General features: G+C 70.2%; 19 protein-coding genes. 12 read left to right on the plus strand and 7 right to left on the minus strand.

The features are described from left to right. Positions 1–31 precede the first annotated feature (31 nt). Positions 32–1363: a chloride channel protein gene (locus OG844_RS04775; RefSeq protein WP_406388309.1), complete on the plus strand. Its 1332-nt coding sequence runs from the start codon at positions 32–34 to the stop codon at positions 1361–1363. Here the strand turns inward: OG844_RS04775 and OG844_RS04780 are convergent. After that, positions 1320–1751: a hypothetical protein gene (locus tag OG844_RS04780; protein WP_329213486.1), complete on the minus strand. Its 432-nt coding sequence runs from the start codon at positions 1749–1751 to the stop codon at positions 1320–1322. The two genes, OG844_RS04775 and OG844_RS04780, sit on opposite strands and share 44 nt — an antisense overlap. 148 nt (positions 1752–1899) lie before the next feature. Between OG844_RS04780 and OG844_RS04785 the strand changes: the two genes are divergently transcribed. From OG844_RS04785 to OG844_RS04795, 3 genes are read left to right on the plus strand one after another with little or no spacing between them, the layout of a single operon-like run. Next, positions 1900–2475, plus strand: coding sequence for a helix-turn-helix domain-containing protein (locus OG844_RS04785; protein ID WP_406388311.1), 576 nt, complete (start codon positions 1900–1902; stop codon positions 2473–2475). A gap of 19 nt (positions 2476–2494) precedes the next feature. Then, positions 2495–3037: a GNAT family N-acetyltransferase gene (locus tag OG844_RS04790; protein ID WP_406388312.1), complete on the plus strand. Its 543-nt coding sequence runs from the start codon at positions 2495–2497 to the stop codon at positions 3035–3037. 32 nt (positions 3038–3069) lie between these two features. Beyond that, positions 3070–3561, plus strand: coding sequence for a glutathione peroxidase (locus OG844_RS04795; RefSeq protein WP_406388314.1), 492 nt, complete (start codon positions 3070–3072; stop codon positions 3559–3561). 61 nt (positions 3562–3622) lie between these two features. Here the strand turns inward: OG844_RS04795 and OG844_RS04800 are convergent, their stop codons facing one another. Continuing rightward, complete coding sequence (locus tag OG844_RS04800; protein WP_406388315.1) at positions 3623–4849, minus strand: acyl-CoA dehydrogenase family protein; 1227 nt, start codon at positions 4847–4849, stop codon at positions 3623–3625. A 177-nt stretch (positions 4850–5026) separates the two neighbouring features. Between OG844_RS04800 and OG844_RS04805 the strand changes: the two genes are divergently transcribed. Further along, the gene (locus OG844_RS04805; protein ID WP_383175739.1) at positions 5027–5677 is read left to right on the plus strand and encodes a TetR family transcriptional regulator; all 651 of its coding nucleotides are present in this window, start codon (positions 5027–5029) and stop codon (positions 5675–5677) included. Positions 5678–5697: 20 nt separating this feature from the next. On the opposite strand, the gene def is transcribed toward OG844_RS04805, so the two are convergent. After that, complete coding sequence (gene def / locus OG844_RS04810) at positions 5698–6243, minus strand: peptide deformylase (RefSeq protein ID WP_406388317.1); 546 nt, start codon at positions 6241–6243, stop codon at positions 5698–5700. Positions 6244–6357: 114 nt separating this feature from the next. Here def and OG844_RS04815 point away from each other — a divergent pair, with 114 nt between their 5' ends. The 7 genes from OG844_RS04815 to OG844_RS04845 all read left to right on the plus strand — a co-directional run bounded on the left by OG844_RS04815 (position 6358) and on the right by OG844_RS04845 (position 12856). Beyond that, a complete protein-coding gene (locus tag OG844_RS04815; protein ID WP_329213472.1) occupies positions 6358–7596 on the plus strand; it encodes a MurT ligase domain-containing protein in 1239 nt (412 codons plus the stop codon). Between the two features lie 34 nt (positions 7597–7630). Then, positions 7631–8359, plus strand: coding sequence for a glutamine amidotransferase (locus tag OG844_RS04820; protein ID WP_351178879.1), 729 nt, complete (start codon positions 7631–7633; stop codon positions 8357–8359). Positions 8360–8561: 202 nt separating this feature from the next. Continuing rightward, positions 8562–9587, plus strand: coding sequence for a 6-phosphofructokinase (locus OG844_RS04825; protein ID WP_406388320.1), 1026 nt, complete (start codon positions 8562–8564; stop codon positions 9585–9587). Between the two features lie 111 nt (positions 9588–9698). After that, on the plus strand, positions 9699–10649 hold the full coding sequence (locus tag OG844_RS04830) for a cytochrome c oxidase assembly protein (protein ID WP_406388321.1): 951 nt from the start codon (positions 9699–9701) through the stop codon (positions 10647–10649). A 66-nt stretch (positions 10650–10715) separates the two neighbouring features. Beyond that, complete coding sequence (locus OG844_RS04835) at positions 10716–10874, plus strand: hypothetical protein (RefSeq protein ID WP_351178871.1); 159 nt, start codon at positions 10716–10718, stop codon at positions 10872–10874. Between the two features lie 156 nt (positions 10875–11030). Then, positions 11031–11741: a lysophospholipid acyltransferase family protein gene (locus OG844_RS04840; RefSeq protein ID WP_406388322.1), complete on the plus strand. Its 711-nt coding sequence runs from the start codon at positions 11031–11033 to the stop codon at positions 11739–11741. An 86-nt stretch (positions 11742–11827) separates the two neighbouring features. Beyond that, positions 11828–12856 carry an NAD-dependent epimerase/dehydratase family protein gene (locus tag OG844_RS04845; RefSeq protein ID WP_406396006.1) on the plus strand — a complete coding sequence of 343 codons (1029 nt, stop codon included), beginning with the start codon at positions 11828–11830 and terminating at the stop codon, positions 12854–12856. A gap of 67 nt (positions 12857–12923) precedes the next feature. Here the strand turns inward: OG844_RS04845 and OG844_RS04850 are convergent, their stop codons facing one another. The 4 genes from OG844_RS04850 to OG844_RS04865 form a co-directional block, all read right to left on the minus strand. Then, positions 12924–14501, minus strand: a complete 1578-nt coding sequence (locus OG844_RS04850) for an alpha/beta hydrolase (protein WP_406388324.1) — start codon at positions 14499–14501, stop codon at positions 12924–12926. A gap of 150 nt (positions 14502–14651) precedes the next feature. Next, positions 14652–15437, minus strand: coding sequence for an urease accessory protein UreD (locus OG844_RS04855; RefSeq protein WP_406388325.1), 786 nt, complete (start codon positions 15435–15437; stop codon positions 14652–14654). After that, positions 15434–16111 carry an urease accessory protein UreG gene (gene ureG / locus OG844_RS04860; RefSeq protein WP_406388326.1) on the minus strand — a complete coding sequence of 226 codons (678 nt, stop codon included), beginning with the start codon at positions 16109–16111 and terminating at the stop codon, positions 15434–15436. Before ureG ends, OG844_RS04855 begins: the two co-directional genes overlap by 4 nt. A gap of 32 nt (positions 16112–16143) precedes the next feature. Next, on the minus strand, positions 16144–16809 hold the full coding sequence (locus OG844_RS04865) for an urease accessory protein UreF (RefSeq protein WP_406388328.1): 666 nt from the start codon (positions 16807–16809) through the stop codon (positions 16144–16146). Between the last annotated feature and the right edge of the window lie 8 nt (positions 16810–16817).

The raw sequence follows: 16817 nt of genomic DNA on the forward strand, positions 1-16817 counted from the left end.
GCCGGGACCCGAAACCGAGGAGACCATGACGATGTCGGCCGCACCGGTCGGAACACCCGGCACGGAGTCCCCGGATCCGCGCGCGGTGATCCGCACGCGGAGTTACGCAGTACTTCTGGTCATGGTGGCAATCCTCGGAGTCCCCATCTCCGCCGCGGCGTTCGGGTTCCTGGCGCTCGTCCACGAGCTCCAGAACCTGACCTACAAGGACCTGCCCCACGCACTGGGCTTCGACGATACGCCGACGTGGTGGCCGGTCCCGTTGCTCGCCGTCGCGGGCCTGCTGACGGCACTGAGCATCCGTTACCTCCCGGGAACGGGTGGACACAAGCCGGCCGAGGGCCTGGTGAAATCAGGGGCACCGACGGCCGCGGAACTTCCGGGGGTCGCGCTCGCCGCCCTCGCGTCCCTCGGCCTCGGCGCGGTCCTCGGACCCGAGGCCCCGCTCATCGCCATCGGCGGCGGGCTGGCCGTGTGCGCGGTGCGTCTACTGAAACCCGGCATCGAGCCGAGCGCGAGCGCCATGGTTGCGGCCGCAGGCAGCTTCGCCGCCATCAGCGCCCTCCTGGGATCACCGCTCGCCGGCGCGTTCCTGCTGATGGAGGCGTCCGGCCTCGCCGGGATGATGCTCGGCCTCGTGCTCGTGCCGGGGCTGCTCGCCTCGGGCATCGGGGCGCTCATCTTCGTCGGGCTGGGATCGTGGACCGGGCTGGGGACGTACTCCCTCGCCATCCCGCACGTGCCGCACACGCCCACGCCCACCGTCGCCGAGTTCGGCTGGGCGCTCGCCCTCGGAGTCGCGGCGGCCTTCGCGGGCACGGGCATCAGAAGGCTTGCCCTGCTCCTGCAGGAGTGGGTCGAACAGCGGAGGGTGATCGCCACCGTGGGAACGGGCGTGGCCGTCGGCGTACTCGCGCTCCTGTATGCCGAGAGCACGGGCGGGGACGCGTCCGAGGTGCTGTACTCGGGCCAGGACGCCCTCGGGGGTCTGCTCACCGAGGACGCCGAATATTCGGTCGGAACGCTCCTGGTACTGATCACCTGCAAGGCGCTCGCGTATGCCTTGTCGTTGAGCAGCTTCAGAGGTGGCCCCATCTTCCCGTCGATGTTCCTGGGGGCGGCAGGCGGGCTGGCACTGTCGCACCTGCCCGGCCTGAACGCCACCTCGGGTTTCGCGATGGGACTCGGGGCGATGTGCGTGGCGATGCTCAAGCTGCCGATGACATCGGTACTGCTCGCCACGCTGCTGCTGGGATCCGAGGGCATCACGGTCATGCCGCTCGTGATCGTCTCCGTCGTGGTCTCCTACGTCCTCGTACTCAGGCTCGAGCCTTCTGCGACCCCGAACACAGCGCCCAGATGATGAAGACGTTGATCGCGATGAGCACGATGGACCAGAACGGGTAGTAGGGGAGCCACAGGAAGTTGGCGATGGCCAGGAGTCCGGCCAGCACGACACCGACCGCACGCGCCCAGAGCGCTCCGGTGAACAGGGCGCAGCCGGCGAGAACGACCACGATGCCGAGGATGAGGTGCACCCAGCCCCAGCCGGTCAGGCTGAACTTGAACACGTAGTTGCTCGTGGAGACGAAGAGATCGTCCTTGGCCAGGGCGGCTATCCCCTCGAGGATGGCCATCGCACCGCCGAAGATCATCATCACTGCGGCGAAGACGGTCCAGCCGGACTGAACCTCCTTGTGCGCGTCCGGGGCGTCGTGGCCCGTTCGCGTCCCACTCATGCTTCCAGCCATGTCAGTCTCCTAGGTTCCGCAGCCGATGTGCGGCGCAGGACGCGCCGCACATATGGCTTATGTCGCATTTATCAGACTGACACACCATCACCCGATCGGCACGTAGACCGCCTGACACCTATCTCCGATCAGAGATACAATCCCGCATATGAGAGAACAGGGTGCGCCGGAGTCCGTCGATGCCCGGCTCGCGACCCGGCTGGGCCTGCTCCGCACCGAACGCGGCTGGTCGCTGGACGAGCTGTCCCGCCGCGCCGGCGTGAGCCGCTCGACGCTGTCACGACTGGAGCGCGGCGAGCTGAGTCCCACCACCACCGTGCTCGGACAGCTGTGCACGGTGTACGAGCGGACCATGTCGCGGCTGCTGATGGAGGTGGAGGCGGAGCCGCCAGGACTCGTGCCCGCCGCACAGCAGCCGGTGTGGCGGGACGAGCGCGCCGGATTCGTGCGCCGTTCCGTGTCGCCGCCGCACGCCGGCCTGCGTGCCGAGGTCATCGAGGGCGCGCTCGCCGCGGGCTCCGTCGTCACGTACGAGAATCCGCCCGTGCCCGGCGTGGAGCAGCACATCTGGGTACTCGAGGGGACGGTCGAGATCACCGTCGAAGGCACGGCGCACACCGTCGGCCCCGGAGACTGCCTGCGCTTCCGGCTGCACGGCCCCTCGCAGTTCCACTGCCCCGGCCCCGACCGGGTCCGCTACGCCCTGATGATCGTCCTGCCGTGAATGTGAAAGGACCTGTCGCATGACCGAGATCGTCTCCGTGTCCGGCCCCGAACTGGTCACGTACGCCGACGAGTTGGCTGCCCTGCTGGTCGAGACCGTGGAGGGCGGATCCTCGGTGGGCTTCCTGGCACCGCTGGACCGCGGGGCTGCCGCCACCTGGTGGCGGGAGCGGGCGGCCTCCGTCGAGACGGGCTGCCATCAGGTGTGGATCGCCCGTGACGGGGAACGGGTGGCCGGCACGATCGGGCTGGTCAGGCCCGCGCTGCCCAATGCCGGGCACCGCGCGGAGGTCGCCAAGCTGATGGTGCGGCCCTCCTCCCGCGGCCGAGGAGTCGGCCGCGCCCTGCTCACGGCGGTCGAGCGGTCGGCCGCCACCGAGGGGCTCTCCCTGCTGATCCTCGACACCGAGACCGGCAGTCCCGCCGAAGGGCTCTACCGCTCGGCGGGCTGGACGGAGTGCGGCTCGATCCCCCGGTACGCCATGGACCCCGCCGGCACCCTGCGGGCGACCACCTTCTACTACAAGGCGGTCGGCCCCGCGAATCCCCAGGAGTCACAATGAACAGCGACGCCACGCTATCGAGGAGATACCCCATGACCCTGCACGACATCCCGCTGAGCACCCTCACCGGCGAGCCGACCACGCTGGGGGCCTACGAGGGCTCCGCGGTCCTGCTGGTGAACGTCGCTTCGAAGTGCGGGCTCACCCCGCAGTACGCCGGTCTGGAGCGGCTCCAGAAGGAGTACGGCGACCGCGGGTTCACCGTCCTCGGCGTGCCCTGCAACCAGTTCGCGGGCCAGGAGCCGGGCACGGCTGAGGAGATCCAGACGTTCTGCTCGACGACGTACGGGGTGAGCTTCCCGCTCCTGGCGAAGATCGATGTCAACGGCGAGGACCGGCACCCGCTCTACACGGAGCTCACGAAGGTCGCGGACGCCGAGGGCGCGGCCGGTGACGTCCAGTGGAACTTCGAGAAGTTCCTGATCTCCCCGGCCGGCGAACCGGTCGCCCGGATCCGCCCCCGTACCGAGCCGGACGCGCCCGAGGTCATCGCGGCGATCGAGGCGAACCTGCCGCAGAAGTAGAACGGCTCGCGGGGCCGGACCGTTGCCCGGTCCGGCCCCGCGGTACGTCCGAGGGCCGGCGCTAGCGGATCGGCATCCCCGACAGGGTGCGGGCGATCACCAGGCGCTGGATCTCGCTCGTGCCCTCGAAGATGGTGTAGATCGCCGCGTCACGGTGCATGCGCTCCACCGGGTACTCACGGGTGTAGCCGTTGCCGCCGAGGATCTGGACGGCCTGGGCGGTCACCGACTTCGCCGTCTCGCTCGCGAAGAGCTTCGACATCGATCCCTCGGCCGAGGTGAACGGCTTGCCGGCGCTCGCCATCCAGGAGGCGCGCCAGACCAGCAGCCGGGCCGCGTCGATCTGCGTACGCATGTCGGCCAGCTGGAAGGCGATGCCCTGGTTGTCGATGATGGGGCGGCCGAACTGGGTCCGGGTCTTCGCGTAGTCGAGGGCGACCTCGTAGGCGGCACGGGCGGTGCCGACCGCCATGGCGCCGACGGCCGGGCGGGACGCCTCGAAGGTGGCCATCGCGGCGTTCTTGACGCGCTCCCCGCCGGACTTGGCACGCTCACGGGCCCGGGCGAGGCGCTCGTCGAGCTTCTCCTTGCCGCCGAGCAGGCAGTGCCCGGGGACGCGTGCGTCCTCGAGGACCACCTCGGCGGTGTGCGAGGCGCGGATGCCGTGCTTCTTGAACTTCTGCCCCTGGGAGAGGCCCGGGGTGGCGGGCGGGACGATGAACGAGGCGTGGCCCTTCGAGCCCAGCTCCGGGTCGACGACCGCGACGACGACGTGGACGTTGGCGATACCGCCGTTGGTCGCCCAGGTCTTGGTGCCGTTGAGGATCCACTCGTCCTTGGCCTCGTCGTACACCGCGCGGGTACGCATGGAGCCGACGTCGGAGCCGGCGTCCGGCTCGGAGGAGCAGAAGGCGGCGACCTTCACATCGTTCGCGTCGCCGTACATCTGCGGGATCCAGGTGCCGATCTGCTCCTCGGTGCCGTTGGCGAGGACGCCGACGGCCGCCAGGCCCGTACCGACGATCGACAGGGCGATGCCCGCGTCACCCCAGAAGAGCTCCTCCATAGCCACGGGGATGCCGAGACCCGTAGGGTCGAAGAACTGCTGGGCGTAGAAGTCGAGGGAGTAGATGCCTACCTTGGCCGCCTCCTGGATGACGGGCCAGGGCGTTTCCTCACGCTCGTCCCACTCCGAAGCGGCCGGGCGGATCACTTCCGCGGCGAAGCCGTGGAGCCAGTCCCGGACCTGCTTCTGGTCGTCGTTGAGATCGAGCGTGAACTCGGCCATGTTCCCTCCATGCACTTCAGTGAAAAACATGCGTTACTCGCGGTAACAACAGTCTGTTACCAGCAAGTAGCCACTGTCAACCGGTCACACGCGGATCCGCGCCCGGCAGGTCATGGTGTTACGTTGCCCGGGCGTCAAGAGATCGCATGACAGCTGGCCGGGGCGGGGAGATACGACATGGAGACCACACGAGGGGCCGAGCGACAGCGGACGGCGGCCGAACGCCGGCGCCGGGAGCTGCTCGAAGCGGCGGACCGCGTGGTGCTCAGGGACGGGCCGAAGGCGTCGATGAACGCGATCGCGGCGGAGGCCGGGATCACCAAGCCCATCCTCTACCGGCACTTCGGCGACAAGGGCGGCCTCTACCGCGCGCTCGGCAAGCGCCACACGGACGCACTGCTGAGTGCCCTGCGGGCCGCGCTCGACGCCCCCTCCGAGCGGCGCGAGCGGGTCGAGGCGACTCTGGACACCTATCTCGCAGCGATCGAGGCCCGCCCCCAGGTCTACCGCTTCCTGATGCACCCGTCCGACGACGCGGCACCTTCTCCCGAGCAGGGCTTCGACGTGGGCCGGCACTCCGCCCCGCTGCTGCGCCGCCTCGGCGAGGAGCTCGGCAAGGTGATCGCCGAACGGGTCGACCTCGGCCCGGACAGCGAACAGATGGCCCGCATCTGGGGCCACGGCATCGTCGGCATGATGCATGCGGCCGGCGACTGGTGGCTCGGCGACCGCCCGTGCTCGCGCGAACAGCTCGTACGCAGCCTCGCCGACCTGCTCTGGGGCAGGCTGGCCGAGGCCGGCGACCTGCCGGGCGGCCAGGGCTTCTGAACCGCCTTCCACTTGAGGAGTCAGTCCGTCCGCCCCCACGGCGCCCGCCGGGCCGCGCGCAGCGCCCTGGCGCGGCGCAGTCCGGTCAGCCGGTCGGTGTAGACCCTGCCGTCCAGGTGGTCGCACTCGTGCTGGAGGCAGCGGGCGAACCAGCCGGTACCGGTGACCCGTACCGGCTCGCCCGTCATGGACCTGCCCTCGACCACCGCACGGTCGAAGCGCTGGGTGCCGGCTTCGAGGCCGGGAAGTGAAAGGCACCCCTCCGGTCCGCGTACGGTGATGCCGTCCGCCTCGACGAGCACCGGATTGACGAGATGTCCCAGATGTCGGACTTCTTCGTCGTCCGGGCAGTCGTAGACGAACACCTTCAACGGGACGCCGATCTGGTTCGCGGCGAGCCCGACCCCCTGCGCCGCGTACATGGTGGCGAACATGTCCTCGACCAGCCGGGCGAGCGAGGGCCCGAAGTCGGTGACTTCCTCGCACGGTCGGTGGAGCACCGGGTCGCCGAGCAGACTCAGGGCGCGAACGAGTCCGGAACTGCCGGGGATCGGGCGGTTTCGCATGGGGAGAAGCGTACGTTCCACGTGACCTCCACGTTCCCCGTGGTGCCGAGGTGCGGTCGACGCGCCGGACATCGATAGGCTGGGCGCGGACTGATGCAAGGAGGATCTAGGACGATGGCAGGCAACACGGAGCCGTTGTCGCCGCGGGCCAAGCTCGCCGTGACGGCGGGCAAGGCCGCGGCGGCGGTGTCGCGCGCTGCGGGGCGTGGCAGCGGATCGGTGATCGGCGGCCGGGTGGCGCTCAAGCTCGACCCCGACCTGCTGGGGCGGCTGGCGCAGCACCTGGACGTGATCCTCGTGTCCGCGACGAACGGCAAGACGACCACCACCCGGCTGATCGCCGAGGCGCTCCGGGCCGCTGGGCCCGTCGTGTCGAACGCGCTCGGCGCCAACATGCCCGCGGGAATCACCTCCGCGCTGGCCGGCGGATCGGACGCGAAGTACGGCGTGATCGAGGTCGACGAGAAGTATCTCGCCGGCGTCGCACGCGATACGACGCCGAAGGTGATCGCGCTGCTCAACCTCTCCCGCGACCAGCTGGACCGCGCCGCGGAGACCCGGATGCTGGCCGAGAAGTGGCGTGAGGGCCTCTCCGGCTCGAAGGCCGTGATCGTCGCCAACGCGGACGACCCGCTGATCGTCTGGGCGGCGTCCTCCTCCCCCAACGTGGTGTGGGTCGCGGCCGGACAGGCGTGGAAGGACGACGCCTGGTCCTGCCCGTCCTGCGGCGGTGTGATGCAGCGCCCCGGCGACGACTGGTTCTGCGGCGAGTGCGGCTTCCGCCGCCCCGCCCCCAGCTGGGCGCTCAACGGCGACTACGTCCTGGACCCGCACGGCTCCGCATGGCCGATCCACCTTCAGCTGCCGGGCCGGGCCAACAAGGCGAACGCCACCAGTTCGGCCGCGGTCGCCGCGGTCTTCGGTGTGCCGCCGCAGGTCGCCCTGGAGCGGATGTACCAGGTGCAGGCCGTTGCGGGACGCTACGACGTCGTGACCTTCCTCGGCCGCGAGCTGCGCCTCCTGCTGGCGAAGAACCCGGCGGGCTGGCTCGAGACGTTCTCCCTGATCGACCCCCCGCCCACCCCGGTGATCCTCTCGGTGAACGCCCGAGGGGCGGACGGCACGGACACCTCCTGGCTGTGGGACGTCGACTACACCCAGCTGTACGGCCACCCGATCTTCGTACTCGGTGACCGCAAGCTGGACCTCGCGGTGCGGCTCGAGGTCGCCGGACTGGACTTCCGCGTCTGCGAGACCCTGGACGAGGCCGTCCAGATGGCTCCGCCCGGCCGCATCGAGGTCATCGCCAACTACACCGCCTTCCAGGATCTGCGCCGTCGTGTCGGCAACTGACCCCGGCGCGGGCCACCCCCGGAGAGGACGAAGCATGAGCAACAACAGCCTGCGGCTGGTGTGGGTCTACCCCGACCTCCTCAGCACCTACGGCGATCAGGGCAACGCCCTCGTGGTCGAGCGCCGGGCACGCCAGCGCGGTCTCGACGTGTCGCGTGTCGACGTGCGCAGCGACCAGCCCATCCCCACCTCGGGCGACATCTACCTGATCGGTGGCGGTGAGGACCGTCCGCAGCGTCTCGCCGCGGAGCGGCTGCGCCGCGACGGCGGGCTGAGCAGGGCCGCGTCCAACGGCGCGATCATCTTCTCCGTCTGCGCGGGCTACCAGATCCTCGGCCACGAGTTCATCAACGACCTCGGCGAGCGGGAGCCCGGGCTCGGGCTGCTCGATGTGGTCTCCACGCGCGGCGAGGGCGCCCGGTGCGTCGGCGACGTGCTCGGTGACATCGATCCGAACCTGGGGCTCCCGCCCCTGACCGGATTCGAGAACCACCAGGGCATCACGCACCTCGGCCCGACGGCCCGGCCGTTCGCCCGCACCCGGATCGGGCGGGGCAACGGCACGGGCGACGGCACCGAGGGCGCGTACAACGACACGGTCTTCGGCACGTACATGCACGGTCCCGTACTGGCACGCAATCCGTTGATCGCGGACCACCTGCTGAAGCTGGCCCTCGATGTGAACGCGCTGCCGCCGTGCGACGACCGCTGGTACGAGGCGCTCCGCTCCGAACGGATCGCCGCGGCGACGCAGCCCGCCTGACTCCTCCCGGCCGTCACGGTCTCCCTACGGGCACGCCCTGTTGACAGGCTGCACCTAGCTGTGGGGTTCCGTGTACGGCCGGTGGACGTCCAGCAGGCGGACGGTGGTTTCGGTCCCGCCACCTTGCGCCGGTAGGGTGGCGGGGATCCAACCGGACGACGTGGTCCGGTCGTCGGCCCACGTTGCAAAGGTTTCCCGGGCAATGCGAATTGGTGTGCTCACCTCCGGCGGCGACTGCCCCGGCCTGAACGCCGTCATCCGTTCCGTCGTGCACCGCGCGGTGGTAGATCACGGCGACGAGGTCATCGGCTTCCACGACGGCTGGAAGGGCCTCCTCGAGTGCGATTACCGCAAGCTCGACCTCGATGCGGTCGGCGGTATCCTCGCCCGCGGCGGCACGATCCTCGGCTCCTCCAGGGTCCAGCCGGCCCATCTGCGTGACGGGGTCGAACGGGCCAAGGGCCACGTCGCCGACCTCGGCCTCGACGCGATCATCCCGATCGGCGGCGAAGGCACGCTGAAGGCGGCCAACCTGCTCTCCGAGGCGGGGCTGCCCATCGTCGGTGTGCCGAAGACCATCGACAACGACATCGCCTCCACCGATGTGACCTTCGGTTTCGACACGGCTGTCGGTGTCGCGACCGAGGCCCTCGACCGGCTGAAGACCACGGCCGAGTCGCACCAGCGGGTGCTCATCGTCGAGGTCATGGGACGGCACACCGGCTGGATCGCGCTGCACTCCGGCATGGCGGCCGGCGCGCACGCCATCGTGGTCCCCGAGCGGCCCTTCGACATGGACGAACTGACCGCGCTCGTCGGGCAGCGTTTCTCGGCCGGCAAGAAGTTCGCCATCGTCGTCGTCGCCGAGGGTGCGAAGCCTCGCGCGGGTTCCATGGAGTTCAACCAGGGCACCAAGGACATCTACGGGCACGAGCGCTTCGCCGGTGTGGCGACGCAGCTCTCCATCGAGCTGGAGCAGCGCCTGCAGAAGGAGGCCCGCCCGGTGATCCTCGGTCACGTCCAGCGCGGCGGCACCCCGACCGCGTACGACCGCGTCCTGGCCACCCGCTTCGGCTGGCACGCGGTGGAGGCGGCTCACCGCGGTGAGTTCGGCATGATGACGGCGCTGCGCGGCACCGACATCACGATGGTCCCGCTGGCGGAGGCCGTGGAGACCCTGAAGACGGTTCCCGCCGAGCGCTACGCCGAGGCCCAGTGCGTGCTCTGACCGACACAAAGGTCCACGAACCGCCCCCGCCCGCAGCCGCGGCCGGGGGCGGTTCTAGTCTGGACCGGACAACCGGCACGAATCGGGGACGCCCCCGGCGGGAGTGAACAGATGGATCACAGCGGGCACGGCATGAACATGGATCTGCCGCCGTTCACGCTGGGACGCGGGCTCGAATTCTCCGCGGACCCGTTCTTCCTGGCCGGCTCCGTCGCCGCGCTGGCTCTCTACGGGTACGCGGTGCTGCGTCTGCGCAGGCGCGGCGACGGCTGGCCGGTCAACCGGATCACCTTCTTCGTCGTCGGCGTGCTGTCCATCGCCCTGGTGATGTGCACCAAGCTCAACGACTACGGCATGGTCATGTTCAGCGTGCACATGGTGCAGCACATGGTGATCAGCATGCTGTCGCCGATTCTCCTGCTGCTGGGCGCCCCGGTGACGCTGGCACTGCGGGCGCTTCCGGTCGCGGGGCGGGACCGCACCGGGCCGCGCGAGCTGCTGCTCATGCTGCTGCACAGCCGCTACATGAAGGTCGTCACGCATCCGGTGTTCACGATCCCGCTCTTCATCGCGAGCCTGTACGCGCTCTACTTCACGCCGCTGTTCGACTTCCTGATGGGGTCGAAGCCCGGCCATCTGGCGATGATGGTGCACTTCCTCGGCGTCGGCCTGGTGTTCTTCTGGCCGATCATGGGCGTGGACCCCGGGCCGCACCGGCCGGGCTATGTGATGCGGATGCTGGAGCTCTTCGCGGGCATGCCGTTCCACGCGTTCTTCGGTATTGCCCTGATGATGGCGAGCGGGCCGATGGTGGAGACGTACAAGACGCCTCCGGCGTCCCTCGGCATCGATCCGCTGAGCGATCAGAACTGGGCGGGCGGCATCGCCTGGGCGTTCAGCGAGATCCCGTCGGTGCTGGTCCTGATCGCTCTGGTCTTCCAGTGGTACCGCTCCGAACAGCGGACGGCAAAGCGTGCGGACCGGGCGGCCGACCGGGACGGCGACCGCGAGCTGAACGCGTACAACGCCTATCTCGCCTCATTGCAGGCACGCGGGCAGTAGCGGCGGGCACGCCTGTGGGGTGACCATGGCCTCAACGGCCGTGCGGCCGATGAGGAGAGTGCGCTCATGTCCGGATCCACGAAGATCATGGGAGTGCTTACCGTCGGGGCGCTGGTCGCGGTGACGGCGTACACGGTGGCGCTGGGGAGCAACGGCTGGCTCTGGTTCGGCTGGGTGGTCCTGGGGCTGGCCACCCTGGGAATGGTGGCCACCCGCGACACCTGAGTTACGTCCCTGTCTCACAGGGCAACCGATGGGTGTCCCGCATGACCGGTGGGGCCCGGCCGCAGGCGATCACACACGCCGATCGGCGATGTGCGAGGTTGTGTCCTGTGACCTGGCTGAACACGGTCACCAGCCCGAACCAGAGTGGGAGAGACCTTGTTCTATTACGTCCTGAAATATGTCGTGCTCGGACCACTGCTCCGGCTGGGGTTCCGGCCCCGTATCGAAGGACTGGAGCACATTCCTGCCGAGGGCGCGGCCATCGTCGCGGGCAATCACCTGTCGTTCTCCGACCATTTCCTGATGCCCGCGATCATCAAACGGCGCATCACGTTCCTCGCGAAGGCGGAGTACTTCACCGGCCCCGGCATCAAGGGCAAGCTCACCGCGGCGTTCTTCCACAGCATCGGGCAGATTCCGGTGGACCGGTCGGGCAAGGAGGCCGGTCAGGCGGCGATCCGCGAAGGGCTGGGGGTGCTGAGCAAGGGTGAACTGCTGGGGATCTACCCGGAGGGCACCCGCTCGCACGACGGGCGCCTGTACAAGGGCAAGGTCGGGGTCGCCGTGATGGCGATCAGGGCAGGCGTCCCGGTCGTCCCGTGCGCGATGGTCGGTACGTTCGAGATCCAGCCGCCCGGGAAGGTCGTGCCGCGGATCAAGCGGGTCACCATCCGCTTCGGCGAGCCCCTGGACTTCTCCCGCTACGCCGGGCTCGAGGACCAGAAGGCGGCGATCCGCGCGGTCACCGACGAGATCATGTACGCCATCCTCGGCCTCTCCGGGCAGGAGTACGTCGACGAGTACGCGGTCAAGGTGAAGGCCGCGCAGGCGGAGCCGTCCAGAAAGTTCCCTCGGCGGCAACGCTGAGCGTGGAGTCTGCTCCTGGCAGATCTCCCTGGTCCGGCGTCGTGGCGCCCCGTAGCGTCTCCCGTATGAGCAGAGGACGAGCGTTCGTGCTGGGCGCCACGGGGCAGGTCGGCCGGGCCGCCGTGCGGGCCCTGGCGGAGGACGGCTGGGACGTGACGGCGGGGTCGCGCGGGGGCGGCCGGGACGGTGCGTGGGGGTCGGCCGTCGGCAGTGTGTCGCTCGACCGTGAGGACGAGGGGGCGCTGGCCGCCGCGCTCGGCGACGGCTGCGACGTCCTGGTCGACATGGTGGCGTTCGACGGCGCCCACGCCCGGCAGTTGGCCGGGCTCACCGGCCGTGTCGGTTCGGCCGTCGTCATCTCCAGCGGTGCCGTCTACGAGGACGGCAGGGGACGCGGCTTCGACACCCAGGGCGAGCCCGACGGCACTCCTCACTATCCGCTGCCGATCCCTGAGACACAGCGCACGGTGGCCCCGGGCGACGCGACGTACGCGACGCGGAAGATGCAGCTGGAGCAGGAGCTGCTCGCGGCCGGCGGCGAACTCCCGGTGACGCTGCTGCGGGCGGGCGCGATACACGGGGAGTACTGCCGCACGCCGCGCGAGCTGTACTTCGTCAAGCGTCTGCTCGACGGACGCGGGCGGCGGGTGCTCGCGTACGACGGGAGGTCCCGCTTCCATCCGGTCCATGTGTCCAACCTCGCCGAGCTGATACGTCTCGCCGCTCTGCGGCCGGCTTCGCGGGTGCTCAACGCAGGGGATCCGCAGGCGCCGACCGTCTCCGAGATCGGCGCGGCCATCGACGACGTGCTGGGCCGGAGGACCGAAACGGTCCTGGTGGCGGGTGCCCCTCCCGAGGGTCACGTCGGCGAGACGCCGTGGACCAGCGCTCATCCCATCGTCTACGACATGGCGCTCGCCCGGCGCGAGCTCGGCTACGTGCCCGTGACGGACTATGCGCAATCACTTCCGGGGACCGTCGAGTGGCTCGCGTCCGAACTGCACGGACAGGAGTGGACGAAGGCCTTCCCGAAGATGGCGCGGAACTACGGCGAGGCCCTCTTCGACTACGCGGCGGAGGACGCCTGGCTGGAACGGTACGACCGCAGGGCATGAGCCCGGTCGGCGCAGCGGGCGGCCGGTTGGATCTCCGGCCGCCCGCCCGCTCACTTCAGATCGACGCTCACGGCTTCGGTGTGGCGTGCGGGGTGCACGTCACATCACGCGGGTCGGTCTTCCCGGTGAGCAGGTAGGTGTCCACCCGCTCGTTGATGCAGGGGTTGGCCAGACCGGTGACGCCGTGGGAGCCGGCGTCCTTCTCGGTGATGAGGCGGGAGCCCTTGAAGCGCTTGTGCAGTTCGACGGCGCCCCCGTACGGAGTGGCGGCGTCGCGCGTGGACTGCACGATCAGCACGGGCGGCAGGCCCTTGCCGGTCCTGACGTCCAGCGGGGTCTGCTGCTTCGTCGACCAGGTCGCACAGGGCAGGTTCATCCAGGCGTTCGCCCAGGTCATGAACGGGTTGTCCTTGTGCAGCCTGGTGTTGTCGCGGTCCCACTTCGACCAGTTGGTGGGCCACTTGGCGTCCGCGCACTCGACCGCCGTGTACACAGCGTTGCCGTTCTCCGAGGAGGCGTTGCCCTTGGTGTCCGACAGGTCGGGGGCAGCGGCGTCGATCAGCGCCTGGGTGTCGCCGCCCAGGTAGTCGCTCCAGATCTGGGCGGTGGGTGCCCAGGCGGAGTCGTAGTACGGCGCACCCTGGAAGAACCCGATGAGTTCGGCGGGGCCGACGACGCCGCCGATCGGGTCCTTCTTGGCCGCGGCGCGCAGCTTCAGCCACGCCTGCTCGACCTTCTCGGGCGTGTCACCGATGTGGTAGACGGAGTCGTTCTTGGCGACCCACGTCTTCCAGTCCTGCCAGCGCACCTGGAAGGCGACGTCCTGGCCGAGGTTGGCCTCGTACCAGATGTTGTCCTTCGAAGGATCGACCACGCTGTCGACGATCATGCGGCGCACGTGGTCCGGGAAGAGCGTGCCGTAGACCGCACCCAGGTAGGTGCCGTAGGAGACGCCCAGGAAGTTGAGCTTCTTCTCGCCGAGCGCGGCACGGATGACATCCAGGTCGCGTGCGGTGTTGGGCGTGGTCATGTGCGGCAGCATGTCGCCGCTGCGTTCGGCGCAGCCGGCCGCGTACTCGGCGGCGAGCTTGCGCTGCGCGCGCTTGTCGGCCTCGCTGTCGGGTACGGGGTCCGCCTTCGGGGCCTTCACGAACTCCTGCGGGTCGATGCAGGAGATCGGCGCCGAGTGGCCGACACCGCGTGGGTCGAAGCCGACGAAGTCGTATGCCTTCGCCACGTTCACCCAGAGCGGGTTCTTGGTGACGATGCGCCTCGGGAACGCCATACCGGAGCCGCCGGGGCCACCGGGGTTGTAGAGGAGCGCGCCCTGGCGCTCCTCCTTCGTGCCCGTGCTGACGTGCCGGTCGACGGCGAGCTTGATCTGCTTGCCGTTCGGCTTGGCGTAGTCGAGCGGCACGGTCACCCATCCGCACTGGATGGGTGTGACGATCGCCCAGTCGGCCGGACAGTCCGTCCAGTCGATGCCGGCCTTCGCCGCTCGGGCCGCGGCGACCTGGACGCCGCGCGCCTCGGAACCGCCGTGGTGACGGCCGTCGGCACTGGCTGCCGGTGCGGCTATCGCCCCCGCTACGAGCGTGCCCGCGATCAGAGTGCCGGCCGAGCCGAGCACTGCTGTGCGTCTCAAGTGGAACCTCCCCCTGTGTGTTGCGCCCGCTGGTGGCGCAGGTGTTCGTACGTCCAGCGGATCCTTTCGTCTGTGGGGCTACTGAGAACAGGGCGAACGCATGTTTCTTTACCGAACCAATAACCGGTGACCGCGTCCCGCTGAGCGGACTCAGGCCCCGTGGCAGTCCTTGAGTCCGTCCAACAGCCCGGCGAGCGCCTCGTCCAAGACGCCGCGCAGCAGCCGGGCGTCGGCTGCGAGCGCTGTCACCAGGACGGCGGGACCGGCCAGCGGGGCGAGCGCGGCGGTGGGTCCCAGAAGCCGGGGTTCAGGCAGGTCCTCCTCGAAAGCCGGGTGGACGACGAGTAGTTGACCTACCGCCCGGTGACCGCCCAGGACCGCAGCGCCGTCCCATCCGCCGGGCGCCCCGGGCCCGTACCCCAGCTGTTGGTCGAGCAAGGGGCGGCCGGCCCGGCGGACCGTCAGACGGGTGGTGAGGCTGCCGGTGACCTCGCCGTGCCGTCCCAGGATCTGTTCCTCGCGCAGCACCAGACGTGCGGAGGCGGCGAGTTCGACCCGGGTGCTCTGGTCGAGCTCGCTGCCGTACGCGGAGATGAGCTGCTCGGGAAGCCAGCGGAGTTCCGCGCCCTCCCCCACGCTCAGCCGCAGGTCGTACGAGGCGCGGCCCGCGTCCGGACGGGCGCCGGGGAGCGCCACGGTGGCCGCGGCGGAGTCCACCGCCAGCCGTGCGCCGTCCTCGGCCCGCACCTCGATGGCGAGGCGGTCGCCGCCCAGCGGCGCGCTCATCGCTCCGACCACGGTGACGCGGGCGCGTCCGGGCTCCGGTGATCTGGTGCGGCGCAGGGCCAACGGTCCCGCGCTCTCCAGCACGGGGAGCGCGGTGGAACCTCGCCCGTCGGGGACCGCGGTGATGCGAGCGGTGGCGTCGATGCTCATGCGGTCCAGGCCGCGAGCTGCGCCCGCACCCAGTCCGCGACGGGCGCCACGCCCTCGGCGGAGGTCAGGGAGGTGAACACGACGGGGAGTTCACCGCGCTGCTCGGCGGCGTCGCGGGCCATCCGGCCCAGGTCGGAGCCGACGTACGGGGCGAGATCCGTCTTGTTGATGACGAGGAGGTCGGCGGTGGTGACTCCCGGGCCCCCCTTGCGCGGGATGTCGTCTCCCCCCGCCACGTCGATCACGAAGACCTGGGCGTCGACGAGTCCCTTGGAGAAGGTCGCGGTGAGGTTGTCGCCGCCGGATTCGACGAGGATCAGGTCGAGCGGTCCCACGGAGTCCTCCAGGTCCTCGACGGCTTCGAGGTTGGCGGAGATGTCGTCGCGGATGGCGGTGTGCGGGCAGGCGCCGGTCTCGACGGCCTGGATGCGCTCGGGCGCCAGCACGGCGTTGCGCAGGAGGAAGGCCGCGTCCTCGCGGGTGTAGATGTCATTGGTGACGACGGCGATCGACAGCCGGTCGCGCAGGGCGCGGCACAGGGCGGCAACCGTCGCGGTCTTCCCGGAACCGACGGGTCCGCCGAGGCCGATGCGCAGGGCGCGCCGGGTGCCGTCGGGGCGTGCGGCGTCGGCGCTGACGGCTGCGGGGCCGCTGTGGGTGTGGTCGAGGTGCATGGGGGTGACTCCTGGTGGCAGGTGTGGAGTTCTCAGGACGCGAACAGCCGGACCGGCCAGGCCGCGTGTGCTTCGGCGGTGATGTCGAGCAGCGGCGCGGAGGCGGCGGGCAGTGCGTCGATGCCCTCCAGTGCGGCTGCGGCGGCCTGTTCGGCGACCAGGTCGAGTTCGGGCGCGAGGCGGGCGAGGACGGCGGTGGCCTCGAAGGGGTCCAGGGAGAGCAGCCGGACGACCGCGGTGGCCGGGCCGCTGACTGCTTCGTAAAGGACGCAGTGTGCGGCGTCCTCGGGCCCCAGGCCCGCCGCGCGTGCGGTGAGGCCGAGGACGACGGGCTGGTGGGCGCCCCGCGGCCGGGCCGCTGCGAGCGCGGCCAGTTCGGTGCTGGGCCAGGTTGCCCGCGCGGCCCGCATCAGCTGGCGGCCGAGCTTGCGTGCGACGGCCCGCAGCGCGGGCGAGGGCGTCCGGGCGTCGGCGGCCTCGTCGAGCGCGAGCGGGTCGAGGCCGTGGGCCGCCGCCGCGGCGAGTGCGGCCGAGGTCAGTCCCGTGGTGTGGAGCCGGCCCAGGCAGAAGCCCGCCAGGTCCTGGGCGTTGCGGATGTGTCCTGCCTTGACGGCCGGTTCGGCGCCACCCGAGTGGGCGTGGCCGCCGGCGGGGAACCGGCCGTCGGCGAGGACGAGCAGTGCGGCGCGTGTCGTCATGGAGGCCT

The sequence above is a fragment of the Streptomyces sp. NBC_00887 genome, assembly GCF_045207585.1.

Bases quoted from the DNA above. Each gene is read 5' to 3' on its own strand.
- OG844_RS04795 (WP_406388314.1), top strand. From the start codon at position 3,070: ATGACCCTGCACGACATCCCGCTGAGCACCCTCACCGGCGAGCCGACC.
- OG844_RS04830 (WP_406388321.1), top strand. From the start codon at position 9,699: ATGGATCACAGCGGGCACGGCATGAACATGGATCTGCCGCCGTTCACG.
- OG844_RS04800 (WP_406388315.1), bottom strand. From the start codon at position 4,849: ATGGCCGAGTTCACGCTCGATCTCAACGACGACCAGAAGCAGGTCCGG.
- ureG (WP_406388326.1), bottom strand. From the start codon at position 16,111: ATGCACCTCGACCACACCCACAGCGGCCCCGCAGCCGTCAGCGCCGAC.
- OG844_RS04825 (WP_406388320.1), top strand. From the start codon at position 8,562: ATGCGAATTGGTGTGCTCACCTCCGGCGGCGACTGCCCCGGCCTGAAC.
- OG844_RS04820 (WP_351178879.1), top strand. From the start codon at position 7,631: ATGAGCAACAACAGCCTGCGGCTGGTGTGGGTCTACCCCGACCTCCTC.
- OG844_RS04855 (WP_406388325.1), bottom strand. From the start codon at position 15,437: ATGAGCATCGACGCCACCGCTCGCATCACCGCGGTCCCCGACGGGCGA.
- OG844_RS04805 (WP_383175739.1), top strand. From the start codon at position 5,027: ATGGAGACCACACGAGGGGCCGAGCGACAGCGGACGGCGGCCGAACGC.
- OG844_RS04780 (WP_329213486.1), bottom strand. From the start codon at position 1,751: ATGGCTGGAAGCATGAGTGGGACGCGAACGGGCCACGACGCCCCGGAC.
- OG844_RS04835 (WP_351178871.1), top strand. From the start codon at position 10,716: ATGTCCGGATCCACGAAGATCATGGGAGTGCTTACCGTCGGGGCGCTG.
- OG844_RS04815 (WP_329213472.1), top strand. From the start codon at position 6,358: ATGGCAGGCAACACGGAGCCGTTGTCGCCGCGGGCCAAGCTCGCCGTG.
- OG844_RS04790 (WP_406388312.1), top strand. From the start codon at position 2,495: ATGACCGAGATCGTCTCCGTGTCCGGCCCCGAACTGGTCACGTACGCC.
- OG844_RS04785 (WP_406388311.1), top strand. From the start codon at position 1,900: ATGAGAGAACAGGGTGCGCCGGAGTCCGTCGATGCCCGGCTCGCGACC.
- OG844_RS04775 (WP_406388309.1), top strand. From the start codon at position 32: ATGTCGGCCGCACCGGTCGGAACACCCGGCACGGAGTCCCCGGATCCG.
- def (WP_406388317.1), bottom strand. From the start codon at position 6,243: ATGCGAAACCGCCCGATCCCCGGCAGTTCCGGACTCGTTCGCGCCCTG.
- OG844_RS04865 (WP_406388328.1), bottom strand. From the start codon at position 16,809: ATGACGACACGCGCCGCACTGCTCGTCCTCGCCGACGGCCGGTTCCCC.